Origin of the sequence: Streptomyces sp. 2323.1 (assembly GCF_900221035.1) — a bacterium.
GTDB lineage: Bacteria > Actinomycetota > Actinomycetes > Streptomycetales > Streptomycetaceae > Streptomyces > Streptomyces sioyaensis.
The window spans coordinates 320,984-336,808 of record NZ_LT907981.1; the positions used below are offsets into that span (position 1 = coordinate 320,984).

General features: G+C 72.4%; 1 protein-coding gene. It reads right to left on the reverse strand.

Annotated elements, in window-relative coordinates; genetic code table 11:
• Nucleotides 1-46 precede the first annotated feature (46 nt).
• A complete protein-coding gene (locus CPH93_RS01265) occupies nucleotides 47-15,793 on the reverse strand; it encodes a type I polyketide synthase (RefSeq protein ID WP_197708730.1) in 15,747 nt (5,248 codons plus the stop codon).
• Nucleotides 15,794-15,825 lie beyond the last annotated feature (32 nt).

Genomic DNA, 15,825 nt, shown 5'->3' on the forward strand with positions numbered 1-15,825 from the left:
GCACCCTCATCCACGTGGCGGTTCCGGTGGTTCTTCGGCCGGCGTGTCATGACATGCCGAGGTCGTTGTCGATGAAGTCGAAGATCTCGTCTGCGGTGGCGGAGTTGATCCGGTCGCTCACCCCGGCGTCGTCCTTCGGCTCCGCCTCGGTGTCCTCCGGCTCGTGCCACTTCGTGAGCAGCGTCTGCAGTCGGGAGGCGATCCTGGCCCGCTGCGGATCGTCCTGCGCCACCTCCGCCAGCAGGTCCTCCAGCCGGTCCAGCTCGGCGAGCGCGGGCAGCGCCCCGGCCGTCTCCCCCGCCGCGACCTGCGTCCGCAGATGGCGGGCGAGGGTCGCGGCGGTCGGGTGGTCGAACAGCAGCGTGGCGGGCAGCTGGGTGCCGGTGGCGAGACCGAGCCGGTTGCGCAGCTCGACGGCCATGAGCGAGTCGAAGCCCAGCTCGCTGAACGCCCGCTTCGGGTCGATCGCGTCCACGGAGTCGTGCCCGAGAACGCCGGCGACACTGGTCCGGACGAGGGCGACGAGGACGCGTTCCTGGTCCGTCTCGCTCCGCCCGGCCAGCTGCGCGCGCAGCGCCTGGAGGCCGCCCGGCCCGTCACCGTCCGCGGACTCGCGTTCCGGGGCCGCGCGCCGGGCCTCCGGCAGATCGGCGAACAGCGCGCTGGGCCGCACCGCGGTGAAGCCGGGTACGAACCGCGCCCACTCCACGTCGGCCACGGTCAGCGTGGTGTCGCCACGGGTGAGCGCCCGCTCCAGCGCGTCGACCGCGAGCCGCGGGTCGAGCGTGCCCATACCGCCCCGGGTGAGGCGCTCGGCCAGCTGCTCGTCGCCCGTGGCGCCGGCCGCCATCCCGGCGCCGGCCCACGGGCCCCAGGCGAGGGAGGTGGCCGGCAGTCCCAGGGCGTGCCGGTGCTGGGCGAGGGCGTCCAGGTAGGCGTTGGCGGCGGCGTAGTTGGCCTGGCCGGTCGCCCCCGCCGTACCGGCGAAGGAGGAGAACAGCACGAACGCGGTCAGGCCGTCGGTCAGTTCGTGCAGATGTGCCGCGGCCGTCATCTTGGCGCGCAGCACGGCGTCCAGGCGGGCGCCGTCGAGCCCGGCGATCAGCCCGTCGTCGAGCACGCCCGCGGCGTGGAACACCGCGTCGACGGGGTGCTCGGCCAGCAGCCGCGCCAGCGCGTCCCGGTCGGCGGCGTCGCAGGCGGCGACCGTCACCCGGGTGCCGCGGGCGGTCAGTTCGGCCTGTAGCTCGGCCGCGCCTTCGGCCTGCAGACCGCGCCGGCCCGCCAGGATCAGGTGTGCGGCGCCCCGGCCGGCCAGCCGGCGGGCCACGTGTGCGCCGAGCGCGCCGGTGCCCCCGGTGATCAGGACGGTTCCGGTGCACACCCACGGCTCGTCGGTGCCGGGCCCGGCGGTGTCCGGGGCCTGGGCCCGGACCAGTCGCCGGACGAACACCCCAGAGCCGCGGACGGCGACCTGGTCCTCGCCCGGCCCGGCCTCCAGGACCGCGCACAGCCGCTCCACGGCCCGCTCATCGGGCTCCGCGGGCAGATCGACCAGACCGCCCCAGCTCTGCGGCTGCTCCAGCGCGGCGACCCGTCCCAGGCCCCAGACCGCGGCCTGTACGGGAGAGGGCACGGCCTCGCGCTCCCGTACGGCCACGGCTCCGGTGGTCGCGCACCACAGTGGCGCGCCGGTGCCCAGGTCGTCGAGGGCCTGGACGAGGGCCATGGTGGCGGCGAGCCCGCCGGGTGTGGCGGGCTGGCTCCGGTGCGGCTCCTCGTCCGTGCCGAGCAGGGACAGCACGCCGTCCACGGGGCCCGACTCGGCCAGCAGCGTGCCCAGTTGGTCGGCGAGCGACTTGCGGTCGGCGCGGCCGCAGTCGACCTCGACCGGGACGACTCCGGCCGCCCCATGGGCGGTGAGCCCGGCCGCGATCGCCGTCTCCCAGGCACGTCCGCCGCAGCCCGCGGGGTGGGCGAGCAGCCAGGTGCCGGACAGCACCGGAGCCGGGGCCTCGCCGGCCGGCCGCCAGGTGACCCGGTATTCCCAGCCGTCGGCGACGGTGCGTTCTCGCTGCTGGTGGCGCCACGAGGACAGCGCGGGCAGGACCTCGCTCAGCGGAGCGTCACCGGCCAGGTGGAGACGCTCGGCCAGCTCGCCCGGGTCGGCGTGCTCCACGGCGGCCCAGAACTGGTCGTCCACCGTCTGCGCCGCATCGGCCGCGGTCTGCGCACCGGCCGGCTCCAGCCAGTACCGACGGCGCTGGAAGGCGTAGGTGGGCAGCTCGACCCGGCGCGCCCCCCTGCCGTACAGCGCGGCGGGACCCGCCCCGAGTCCGCGTACGTGCAGGCTCGCCGCGGCAAGGAGAGCGCTGCGCACCTCGGGCCGGTCGCGCCGCAGCACGGGGAGCGCGGCGGTGTCCTCATCGGGCGCGCGCAGGCTCTCCCATGCCGTGGCGGCGAGCGCGCCGTCGGGCCCCAGCTCCAGATACGTCCGTACGCCGTCGGCCTCCAGCCGGCGGATGCCGTCGCAGAAACGGACGGCCTCCCGCACATGCCGCACCCAGTATTCGGGCGAGGTCAGGTCGGCGTCGGTCGCCGGTTCCCCGGTGAGGTTGGAGACGACGGGAAGGCGCGGCGGTGCATAGCGCACACCCCGCGCGATCTCGCCGAACTCCGTGAGCATCGCGTCCATCAGTGGAGAGTGAAACGCATGGCTGACCCGCAAACGCCTAGTCTTTCGCCCGCGTTCGGCCAGCTGTCCGGCGATCTCGGTGACCGCATCCTGCTCGCCGGAGACGACGACGGCCGACGGCCCGTTCACCGCGGCGATCCCCGCCCGGTCCGCCAGGCCCTCCAACAGGGGCGCCACCTCTTCTTCGGCGGCCTGAACGGCGATCATGGCGCCGCCTTCCGGCAGTGCCTGCATCAGCCGGCCACGGGCGGCGACCAGACGGCACGCGTCCTGCAGGGTCAGCACCCCGGCCACGTGCGCGGCGGTCAGCTCTCCGATGGAGTGGCCGATCAGGACATCGGGCCTGATACCCCACGATCCGACCAGCGCGTGGAGTGCCGTTCCCACGGCGAACAGCGCGGGCTGGGTGTAGGCGGTGCGGTCGAGCAGCGCGGCCTCGGGCGTCCCCTCGTCCGCGAAGACGAGCTCGCGCAGCGGCCGTTCGAGGTGGCGGTCGAACTCCGCGCAGACCTCGTCGAAGGCCGTCGCATAGGCGGGGAAGCGCGCATGGAGCTCGCGTCCCATGCCGGCGCGCTGGGAGCCCTGACCGCTGAAGAGGAAGGCGAGCTTCCCCCCGGTGTCCGCGCGCCCGCGCACCAGCTCCGCCGCGTCCTCCCCGCGGGCCAGCGCGGCGAGTCCCGTCAGGAACGCGTCCCGGTCCCCGGCGACCAGCGCCGCCCGGTGGTCGAAGGCGGCCCGGGTGGTGGCGAGCGAGTACCCGACATCGCGTACCGGCAGCTCCGGGCGGTCGGTGAGGTGGGCGCGCAGCCGCTTCGCCTGGTCGCGGAGTGCGGCGGCAGAGCGGGCGGACAGCGGCCAGACGACGGGTCCCGACTGATCGACAGGCCCATCGTCCCCGGCGGGCACGGTGCCGTCGAGGGGTTGAGGGTTGTCCCCCTCCGGCCCGCCGTCCGCCGCCCCGTACTGCTCCAGCACCACATGCGCATTGGTGCCGCTGATCCCGAACGAGGACACCGCGGCCCGGCGCGGCAGTTCGAGCTGTGGCCACTCCTCGGCCCGGGTCAGCAGCCGCACCTCGCCGGCCGACCAGTCGACGTGCGAGGAGGGCTCGGTGACGTGCAGCGTGCGGGGCAGGACGCCCTTCTGGAGCGCCAGCACCATCTTGATCACACCGGCGACGCCGGCCGCGGCCTGGGTGTGTCCGATGTTGGACTTCACCGACCCCAGCCACAACGGCCGGTCCGCTTCGCGGTCCTGGCCGTAGGTGGCGATCAGCGCCTGGGCCTCGATCGGATCGCCCAGCGAGGTCCCGGTGCCGTGTGCCTCGACCGCGTCCACCTCATGGGCGTCGAGCCCGGCGTTGGCCAGCGCGGCCCGGATGACCCGCTGCTGGGAGGGGCCATTGGGGGCGGTCAGACCGTTCGACGCGCCGTCCTGGTTGACCGCGGAGCCGCGGAGCACGGCGAGCACCGGGTGCCCGTTGCGCCGCGCGTCGGAGAGCCGCTCGACGAGGACGATGCCCGCGCCCTCGCCCCAGCCGGTGCCGTCCGCGTCGTCGGCGAAGGCCTTGCACCGCCCGTCGCCCGCCAGTCCCCCTTGCCGGCCGAACTCCACGAAGGCACCCGGGGTGGCCATGACGGTGACCCCGCCCGCGAAGGCGAGATCGCACTCCCCGAGCCGCAGGGCCTGGGCGGCCAGATGCAGCGCCACCAGCGACGACGAGCAGGCCGTGTCGACGGTGACGGCGGGGCCTTCGAGCCCGAGGGCGTAGGAGACCCGGCCGGACGTCACGCTGGTGGCGTGGCCGGTGAGCAACTGCCCCTCGGTGCCCTCGGGCAGCGTGTGTGCGGCCGAGCCGTAGCCCTGGTAGTTCGTCCCCGCGAACACTCCGGTGCGGCTGCCGCGCAGCGCCGCCGGGTCGATGCCGGCGCGCTCCAGTGCCTCCCACGAGATCTCCAGCAGCAGCCGCTGCTGCGGGTCCATGGTGACGGCCTCACGCGGCGAGATGCCGAAGAAGTCCGCGTCGAAGTCGCCGCTGTCGTAGAGGAATCCGCCCTCGACCCGGGCTGCGTCGCCGTCGGTCTGCCAGCCCCGGTCGGCCGGCAGCGGCGACAGCGCGTCCACGCCGTCGGCCAGCAGCCACCAGAACTCCTCGGGGCTGCCCGCCCCGCCCGGGAACCGGCAGCTCATGGCGACGATGGCGAGCTGCTCCTCGCCGGTCGCCGGACGGTCTGCCACGGCGGCCGGGGCGGCGGCCGGCTCGTCTCCGAACAGTTCGGTGCACACATGGCCGGCCAGCGCTACCGGCGACGGGTAGTCGAAGACGAGCGTCGCGGGCAGCCGCAGACCGGTCGCGGCGCCCAGCCGGTTGCGCAGCTCGACGGCGGTGAGCGAGTCGATGCCCAGGCCACGGAAGTCCCGTGCCGGCTCGACGGCTTCGGGGCCGGCGTGCCCGAGCACGAGCGCTGCCTGCGTGCGGACGAGCTCCAGCACGGCCGGCTCCCGCTCGGCGGCCGGCAGCGCGGCCAGCCGGGTCCGCAGGCTCTCCGCGGCGTCACCGGGGGACGCCGACGCGGCCGAGCGGCGGGCGGACCCGGTCACCAGAGCGCGCAGGAGCGCCGGCGGCGCGGAGTGCGGTGCCCGCAGCGCCGCGTGATCGAGCCGCACCGGGGCGTAGACCGCTTCGGCCGTCCCGAATGCGGCGTCGAATGCCGCCAGGCCCTGCTCGGCCGTGAACGGCAGCATGCCGCCCCGCGCCATCCGCGTGAGGTCGGCGTCCGTCAGCTCGCCGGTCATCCCCGCGCCGGGGGCCCACGGACCCCATGCCAGTGACGTGGCGGGCAGCCCCACACCGTGCCTGGCCTGCGCGAACGCGTCCAGGAAGGCATTCGCCGCCGAGTAGTTGCCCTGCCCCGAGCCGCCGAACATGCCGGCGACGGAGGAGAAGACGACGAACGCCGCCAGGTCCTCGTCCCGGGTCAGCTCCTGCAGGGTGCTGACCGCGTCCGCCTTCGGCGCGAGCACGGCATCCAGCCGCTCGGGCGTCAGTGAGGACAGCACCCCGTCGTCGAGCACCCCGGCCGTGTGCACGATCGCGGTCAGCGGATGCTGTGGCGGGACGGAGCCGAGCAGCCCGCGCAGCGCCTCGCGATCGGCGGTGTCACAGGCGGCGACGGTGACCTCGGCGCCGAGGGCGGCGAGTTCGTCGCGCAGCGCGTCGGCGCCCGGAGCCTGTCCGCCACGGCGGCTCGCCAACAGCAGATGGCGGACCCCGTGCTCGGCCACCAGATGCCGGGCCACCAGCGCGCCCAGACCACCGGTACCGCCCGTGACCAGGACCGTCCCTTCCGCATCGAGCGGAACCGGCATGGTCAGCACGACCTTGCCGACGTTCTTGGCCTGGCTGAGGTATCGGAACGCCTCGGGTGCCTTCCGTACGTCCCACGCGGTGAGCGGCAGCGGGCGCAGCGCGCCCTGCTCGAAGAGGGCGACGAGTGCGGTCAGCATCTCCCCGATCCGCTCCGGACCGGCGTCAAACAGATCGAACGCCTGGTAGCGCACATCCGCGTGTGCGGCCGCCACCTCCTGTGCGTCGCGGACGTCGGTCTTGCCCATCTCCAGGAACCGCCCGCCCCGCGGCAGCAGCCGCAGCGAGGCGTCCACGAACTCCCGCGCCAGGGAATCCAGCACGACATCGACACCCCGGCCCGCAGTCGCGTCCAGGAACGACCGCTCGAAGTCCAGATCACGCGACGACGCGATATGCGCCTCGTCCAGACCCGACGACCGCAGGGTCTCCCACTTCCCCGGGCTCGCGGTGCCGAACACCTCGGCGCCCAGATGCCGCGCCAGCTGCACCGCGGCCATCCCCACACCACCCGCGGCGGCATGCACCAGCACCGACTCGCCCGCCTGGAGCTCCCCCAGGTCCACCAAGGCGTAGTACGCCGTCAGGAACACCACCGGAACCGATGCGGCCTGCGCGAACGACCAGCCCTCGGGTATGCGGGCGAGGGTGCGCCCGTCGGCCACCGCGAGGGGGCCGAAGGACTGGGTGAACAGCCCCATCACCCGGTCGCCCGGGGAGAACCCGGTCACCCCGGGTCCGACCTCGGTGACCACGCCGGCGCCCTCGATCCCCAGGGCCACGGCGTCACCCGGATACATGCCGAGTGCGTTCAGCACATCACGGAAGTTCAGCCCGGCGGCGCGTACCGCGATCCGCACCTGCCCGGCGCCCAACTCGGCCTGCGCCGTGGGCGACTCCGCGAGGTGCAGGTTCTCCAGCGTGCCCTTCTCCGCGATGTCCAGGCACCACGCGCCGCTCTGCCCGGGCACGGGCAGTGCATCCGGCCGTACGTGCCTGCGGAGCCTCGGGACGTAGACCTGGCCCGCGCGTACGGCCAGTTCGGGCTCGTCGGAGGCCAGCGCGGCGGGGAGCACGGCGAGGGACTCGCTCGCCCCGTCGAGATCGACCAGCGTGAACCGGTCCGGGTTCTCCGAACGCGCCGACCGGACCAGCCCCCAGACGGCGGCCAGCGCCGGATCCGGTCGCCGTTCGTCCACGGTGACCGCGCCCTGGGTGACGACGACCAGCCGGGCCGCGGCGAACCGCTCCTCGGCCAGCCAGGCGTGGAGCAGCCCGAGCGCCCGATGGGTCGCGGTGTGTGCGGCGGCGGCCGGGTCACCGCCGGGAGCGTCCAGCCGCAGCAGGACGTGGGACGGCACCTCGCCCTGGGGAAGCGAATCTAGGTCCGGGTATACGGACGCGCCGGTCGCAGAGAGGTCGAGTGGGTCGTCGGTGGCGTCGGTGCCGTCGGATGGGTCGACGGCCACATCGAGGGGTACCGGGGGCGCGGTGTGCCCGCTGCCCTCGGTGGGCTCCGGCAGCGGAATCCAGTCCATCGTGTGCAGCGCGGTGTCCTGCCGGCCGGCCTTGGCCTGGGCGATCCCGTCTGCCGACACCGGTCGCAGGACCAGGGAGTCGATCGTCGCGACGGGCCCGCCCGAGGCATCGGCCAGCTCCAGGGCGACCGCGTCGGGACCGTGCACGGACAGCCGGGCACGCAGCACCGACGCTCCGGACGCGTGCAGCGTCACCCCCGACCAGGAGAAGGGCAGCCTGCCCCGACCCTCGTCCGCCTGGTCCGCGGCCACGAGTCCGAGTGCGTGCAGCGCCGAGTCCAGCAGCGCCGGGTGCAGCCCGAAGCCGGCCGCGTCGGGGACGGCGCTCTCCGGAAGTTCGACCGAGGCGAACAACTCGTCGCCACGGCTCCATACCTGGCGCAGTCCGCGGAAGACCGGACCGTAGCCGAATCCCGCCGCCGTCAGCCCCTCGTACAGCCCCTCGACGGTGACCGGCTCCGCACCAGCCGGCGGCCACTGGGACAGGTCAGCGCCGGGCGCCGCACTGTCCGTGCCGAGTACGCCGGCAGCGTGGCGTATCCAGGGCTGTTCCATCTCCGCATCCTGCGGCCGGGAGTAGACGCTCAGCGTTCGGCGCCCGGACTCGTCCGCGGCCCCGACGGCCACCTGGAGCTGTACGGCACCTCGCTCCGACAGGACGAGGGGCGCCTGCAGCGTCAGTTCTTCCACCTGCCCGCAACCGACCTGGTCCCCGGCACGGACGGCCAGTTCGAGGAAGGCGGTGCCGGGGAGCAGCACCGAGCCCGAGACGACATGCTCGGCGAGCCAGGGCTGAGCGGCGACGGACACCCGGCCGGTGAACACCACGGCGCCGGTCTCGGCGGTGCCGTACGCACTGTCCGTGCTGTCCGTGCGGTCTGTGCTGTCGGCCAGGGAGAGGGCAGCGCCCAGCAAGGGGTGCTGCGCGGACTCCAGCCCGGCAGAGCCGAGATCGCCGGCCGGCAGGCCCGTGAACCGGGGCCAGTAGCGCTGGTGTTGGAAGGCGTAGGTGGGGAGGTCGATGGGGGTGGGGGCGGGAGCGGTGTTTTCGGTGGTAGTGGTGCTTTCGGTGGCGGGGAAGAATGCCTGCCAGTCGATGGCGGTGCCGTGGACGAAGGCCTGGCCGGCGGCAGTCAGCAGCGCGGATACCTCTCCACGGTCATCGCCACGCAGAGCGGGGATGAGGACATGGTCCGCGTGCACGTCGCTATCACTGTCGAGGCATCCCTGAGCCATGGCGGTCAGGGTGCCGTCCGGCCCGATTTCCAGGAACCGGGTGACGTCGTGTGCCTCCAGCCAGCGGATGCCGTCGGCGAAGCGCACGGCTTCACGGACGTGCCGCACCCAGTAGTCGGGGGACGTCAGCTCCTGTGAGGTGGCGAGCGCGCCGGTCAGATTAGAGACCACCGGGATACGGGGCTCCGCGTACGCCACGCTCTCCGCGACGGTACGGAACTCGTCAAGCATCGGCTCCATCAGCGGGGAGTGGAAGGCGTGGCTGACCTGGAGCCGCTTCACCTTCCGCCCGTCGGACTCGAAGCGCCCGGCGATCTCGGCCACTGCCGCTTCCTCACCCGAGACCACGACCGACTGCGGACCGTTCACCGCAGCGATGCTCACCCGCTGCTCCTGACCTTCCAGCAGCGGCACCACCTCGTCTTCGGTGGCCTGAAGGGCGACCATCGCGCCACCCTCGGGGAGTGCCTGCATCAGGCGACCACGGGCCGCCACCAGACGGCACGCGTCCTCCAGCGACAGCACGCCAGCGGTGTGCGCAGCCACCAACTCACCGATGGAATGACCCACCAGATAGTCGGGCCGTACGCCGAACGACTCCACCAGCCGGAACAGCGCCACTTCGACGGCGAACAATGCCGGCTGAGTGAACCCGGTCTGGTTCAGACGCTCCGCGTCCTCACCGAACATCACATCCCGCAACGGAGTCGCCAGCTCGCCGTCAAAGTGCGCACAGACGGCGTCAAAGGCATCGGCGAACGCCGGGAACGCGTCGTACAACTCGCGCCCCATCCCCAGCCGCTGCGCACCCTGCCCGGTGAACAGCAGCGCCAGTCGCGCTTCGGGTGCAGCCAGAGCGCTCACCACGGAAGCGGCTTCGCCACCTGTGGCCAGCGTCCTGAGTCCGTCAACCAGCGCACTGCGCTCGGTGCCGAGGACGACGGCCCGGTGTTCAAACGCCGAACGCGTCGTGGCCAGGGCGAACCCCACCTCCGGCAGACGGAGTTCAGGCCGCGCCTCCACATGCGCCAACAACCGCTGCGCCTGCGCCCGCAGCCCCTCCCGGCTCCGCGCGGACACCACCCACGGCACCACACCCACACCACCAACCGGCAGCGCGTCCGAGCTCTCCTCCACCGGAGCCTGCTCGATCACCACATGCGCGTTGGTCCCACTCACCCCAAACGCAGACACGCCGGCCCGACGAAGCCGCTCCCCCTCCGGCCACTCCACAGCCTCGGTGAGCAGCCGCACGTCGCCCGCCGACCAGTCCACATGCGACGACGGCTGATCGGCATGCAGGGTCTGCGGCAGCACACCGTGCTGCAAGGCCAGCACCATCTTGATGACACCGGCCGCACCCGCAGCCGCCTGGGTGTGCCCGATATTCGACTTCACCGAACCCAGCCACAACGGCCGGTCCTCGTCCCGGCCCTGACCGTACGTCGCAAGCAGCGCCTGCGCCTCGATCGGATCGCCCAGGGACGTACCGGTGCCGTGCGCCTCCACCACATCCACGTCCGACGGCGACAGTCCCGCACCCGCCAGCGCCTGCCTAATCACCCGCTGCTGCGACGGACCATTCGGCGCCGTCAGACCGTTGGAAGCGCCGTCCTGGTTCACGGCGGAGCCGCGTACGACCGCCAACACCCGATGGCCATTACGCCGCGCATCAGACAACCGCTCCACCACCAACACACCGGCGCCCTCGCCCCAACCGGTGCCATCCGCAGCATCCGAGAACGCCTTGCACCGGCCATCGGCGGCAAGGCCACGCTGCTGGCTGAATTCGATGAACGCACCCGGCGTTGACATCACGGTCACACCACCGGCCAGCGCCAGATCACATTCACCCGAGCGCAGGGACTGCGCAGCCAGGTGCAGGGCGACCAGCGACGACGAACACGCCGTGTCCACTGTGACCGCGGGCCCCTCCAGACCCAGCGCATACGAGATCCGGCCCGACACCACAGCTGCTGCGTTCCCGGTACCGAGGTAGCCGTCCTGGCCTTCCGGAGTGCTCAGCAGCAGGGCGGGGTAGTCCTGGCCGTTGGAACCGACGAAGACCCCGGCCCGGCTCCCCCGCAACGTCTGCGGATCAATACCGGAACGCTCCAGCGCCTCCCAGGAGGTCTCGAGCAGCAGCCGCTGCTGCGGGTCGATCGCGACCGCTTCCCGTGGGCTGATACCGAAGAACGCCGGATCGAACTGGTCGACGCCGCTGACGAATCCGCCGTGGCGCGAGTAGCTCTTCCCAGGCCGGCCCGGAGTCGGGTCATAGAGGGCATCGAGGTCCCAGCCACGGTCATCGGGAAGCTCGGAGATCGCATCCTCGGCCCCGGCCACCAGCCGCCACAGGTCCTCGGGGCTGACGACCCCACCGGGAAGCCGGCAGCTCATCCCGACGATGACCACCGGATCGTCCGAGACGGAAGCCGGCACCGGCAGACCAGGGACCGCGTCCGCCCCGGTGCCGAACAGCTCATCGCCCAGGAAGCGTGCCAGATCGACCGGCGACGGATAGTCGAAGACGACGGTGGCGGGCAGCCGCAGACCGGTTTCGGTGTTCAACCGGCCGCGCAACTCCACAGCGGTCAGCGAGTCAAAGCCCAAGTCCCGGAAGGCAGAGCGCGCTTCGAGCGACTCGGGCTTTGGGTAGCCGAGGACCGCTGCGGCATGGGTTCGCACCAACTCCAACAGCGCGCGCTCCCGCTCCACAACCGACAGCCCGGACAGCCGCTCCCGCATCACGCCGGCACCGGCACCCGCACTGCCGACGCCGGCCGCCAACGCCACCCGCACCTCCGGCAGATCCTCCAGCAAGGGACTCGGACGGGCACTCGTGAACGCCGGAGCGAAGCGCTCCCACTCCACATCCGCCACGACCACCGAACCCTCACCCGCGCCAACCGCCGACTCCAACGCCGACACCGCAAGAGCCGGGTCGAGCGCCCTCAGCCCACGCCGCAGCAGATGCTCCTCCGCGCCCTCCACGCCGGCCATTCCGCCGCCGGCCCACGGACCCCACGCCACCGCACAACCCACCGCACCCCGCGCACGACGCGCTTCCACCAGACCCTCGACGAAGGCATTCCCCGCCGCATACGCCGCCTGACCACCACTCCCCCACACACCAGCGATCGACGAGAACACCACAAAGGCATCCAGCGCCCGATCCCGCAATGCCTCATCCAGCACCACAGCACCGGCGACCTTGGCCCCCATCACCTCAGCGAAGTGCTCCGCATCCACGTCGCCCAAGGGCACGGAGTCCACTACACCTGCCGCATGCACGACGGCGTCCACGGAACAGCCCGCCAACAGCTCCTCCACCGCATCCCGGTTCGCGACATCGCAGGCCGCCACCGTCACCCGCACACCGAGCGCCGACAGCTCCGCCTCCAGCTCCACCGCACCAGGAGCCTCCAGACCCCGGCGGCTGGTCAGCACCACATGCTCCGCACCGCGCTCAGCCACCCAACGCGCCACACGAGCACCGAGGGCGCCCGTGCCACCCGTGATCAGCACCGTGCCGCGCGGCTGCCAACCACCCTCCACGTCCCCAGCCGGAGCCGGCGCATGCACCAGCCGCCGCCCGAACACCCCCGACGCCCGCACCGCAACCTGATCCTCGCCACCATCAGCCAAAACGCCAGCGAGCCGATCAAGAGCCCGACGGTCCACGGCCTCCGGAAGATCCACCAGACCACCCCAACGATCCGGCAGCTCCAACGCAGCCACCCGACCCAGACCCCACACCGCAGCCTGCACCGGATCCGGCCCACCATCCGACCGGCCCACCGCGACAGCCCCCCGTGTCACCAGCCACACACGCCCACCGACACCGGCGTCCCCCAGCGCCTGCACCACCACAGCGCTACGCGCCACATCCGCGCAATCCACCACCAGCACCCCGGCAACCGGCTCCTCACCAGCCACCTCACGCACCCGCTCAGCCAACAGCCCCCGGTCCACCTCCCCCGCGACACACTCCACCCGCTCGACCGCCACACCACACGCCGCCAGCCCCTCCACGACAGCCTCGGACCACGCCTCACCCGCAGCCACCACCGCAAGCCAACGACCGCCCAACAACCCACCCGACGGCGCCACAAGCGGCTTCCACTCCACCCGATAGCGCCAGCCGTCCACCACCGACCGCTCACGCGGCTCAGGTGTGGCGCCCGTCGATTCCAGCCAGTAGCGCTCGCGCTGGAACGCGTACGTGGGCAGATCCACCCGCCGCGCCCCGGTGCCGGCGAAGTACGACGACCAGTCGACCGGCGCGCCCGACGCGAAGGCGCCGGCCACCGCCGACATCACGGACGTGGTCTCGGGCCGGTCCGTCCGCAGGGAGGCGAGGAACACCCGCTCGGTGTCCTCGTCACCCGTGTCCGAGAGGCAAGCCTGTGCCATCGCGGTCAGGGTGCCGCCGGGCCCCAGCTCCAGGAGCCGTGTCACGCCGTGCTCGGCGAGCCACCGGACACCGTCAGCGAACCGGACGGCGTCACGGACATGCCGCACCCAGTACTCGGGAGACGTCAGCTGCTCCGCCGTAGCGAGCTCACCGGAAACATTCGAAACCACCGGGATACGCGGCTCCGCGTACGCCACACTCTCGGCGACGGTACGGAACTCGCCGAGCATCGGCTCCATCAACGGCGAATGGAAGGCGTGACTCACCTGGAGCCGCTTCACCTTCCGACCCAGCCCCTCGAAATGCCCGGCGACCTCCGCCACCGCGGATTCCTCACCGGACACCACGACCGCCCGCGGACCATTCACCGCAGCAACACTCACCCGCTGCTCCTGGCCCTCCAGCAGCGGCAACACCTCACCCTCCGATGCCTGGAGCGACACCATCGCCCCACCCGCCGGCAACGCCTGCATCAACCGACCACGCGCCGCCACCAGCCGGCACGCATCCTCCAGCGACCACACCCCCGCCACATGCGCAGCAACCAACTCACCGATGGAATGACCGACCAGGTATTTGGGCTTGATGCCCCAGGACTCGATCAGTCGGTAGAGGGCCACTTCCACCGCGAAGAGTGCCGGCTGAGTGAAACCAGTCTGATTCAGCCTCTCTGCCTCATCGCCCAACACCACGTCCCGCAACGGAGTTGCCAACTCACCGTCGAAGTACGCACACACTGCATCAAACGCGTCCGCGAAGGCCGGGTAGGCCTCGTACAACTCCCTTCCCATTCCGGCGCGTTGGGCCCCTTGGCCGGTGAAGAGGAAGGCGGTGGCGCCGCGCATCGTGCGGCCGCCCACCACCCCCGGGCCCGCTCCCTCGGTGCCCTGGGTGGCCAGTTCCTCCAGGCCGCGCAGGGCCGCGGCCCGGTCCTCCGCGAGCACCACGGCCCGGTGTTCGAACGCGGTCCGGGTGGTGGTCAGGGAGTGTCCGACATCGGTCAGGTCCAGCTCGTCCTGCGTGACCCGCGACAGCAGCTGTGCCGCTTGTGCGCGAAGGGCGGCCGCGCTTCGGGCGGAGACCACCCAGGGGACGAGGGGAAGTGCGCGGGCGGGCTCGCCGTCGTCCTCCGCTGCCGGGGCGTCCTCGTCCGCCGGTGCCTCCTCCAGGATGGCGTGGGCGTTGGTTCCGCTGATGCCGAAGGACGAGACGCCGGCGCGGCGCGGGCGCCCGTCCTGCTGCCAGGGCATCGCCTCGGTCAGCACCTCGACATCGCCGGCCGTCCACTCGATGTGGCGGGACGGCTCGGAGATGTGCAGGGACTTGGGGAGCGTCCCGTGGTGCATCGCCATGACCATCTTGATGACGCTGCCGACGCCGGCCGCCGACTGGGTGTGGCCGATGTTGGACTTGAGCGAGCCGAGCCGCAGCGGCCCGTGGTCCGCGCGGTCCTTTCCGTAGGTGGCGAGCAGCGCCTGTGCCTCGATGGGGTCGCCCAGCGAGGTACCCGTCCCGTGGGCGTCGACGGCGTCGACATCGCTCGGGGACAGCCCCGCCCGGGACAGCGCGGACCGGATCACCCGCTGCTGCGAGGGGCCGTTGGGGGCGGTCAGGCCGTTGGACGCACCGTCGGAGTTGATGGCCGTACCCCGGACGACGGCCAGCACCGGATGGCCGTTCTTCCGCGCGTCGGAGAGCCGCTCGACGAGCAGCATGCCGGCGCCCTCCGACCAGCCGGTGCCGTCCGCGTCGTCGGAGAACGGCTTGCAGCGGCCATCGGCGGCCAGGCCGCGCTGCCTGCTGAACTCGAAGAACATGGCCGGCGTGCACATCACGGCGACTCCGCCGGCCAGCGCCAGATCGCATTCGCCGCGGCGCAGCGCATGGCACGCCCAGTGCAGGGCGACCAGCGACGAGGAGCAGGCCGTGTCGACCGTGACGGCGGGGCCTTCGAGGCCGAGGGTGTAGGCGATCCGGCCGGAGGCCACGGAGGTGGCGTTTCCCGCGAGGAGCAGCCCCTGTACGCCGTCGGGGAGGTCGGAGACGCCGATGCCGTAGCCGGAGGTGGCGGCGCCGACGAACACTCCGCCGTTCGAGCCGCGCACCGTCGCCGGGTCGATGCCCGCGCGTTCGAAGGCCTCCCAGGCCACTTCGAGCAGCAGCCGCTGCTGCGGGTCGGTGGCCAGCGCCTCTCGGGGGCTCATCCCGAAGAACGCCGGGTCGAAGTAGCCCGCGTCGTGGAGGAAGCCGCCTTCGCGCACATAGATGGAGCCCGGCTTCTCCGGGTCCGGGTCGTAGGCGCCGTCGACGTCCCAGCCGCGGTCGACCGGGAAGTCGGAGACGGCGTCTCCCCCTTCGGCGACCAGCTGCCACAGGTCTTCCGGAGTACGCACGCTGCCGGGGTAGCGGCAGCTCATCGCGACGATGGCGATGGGCTCCTGGTCCCTGCCCTCAGCTTCGCGAAGCTGGCGACGGGTCTGCCGAAGCTCGGTCGTCACCCGCTTCAGGTACTCCATGTACTTCTCGTCGTCAGCAGCCACCAACGTCACATCCTCGAACAAAGCCGAGCGGT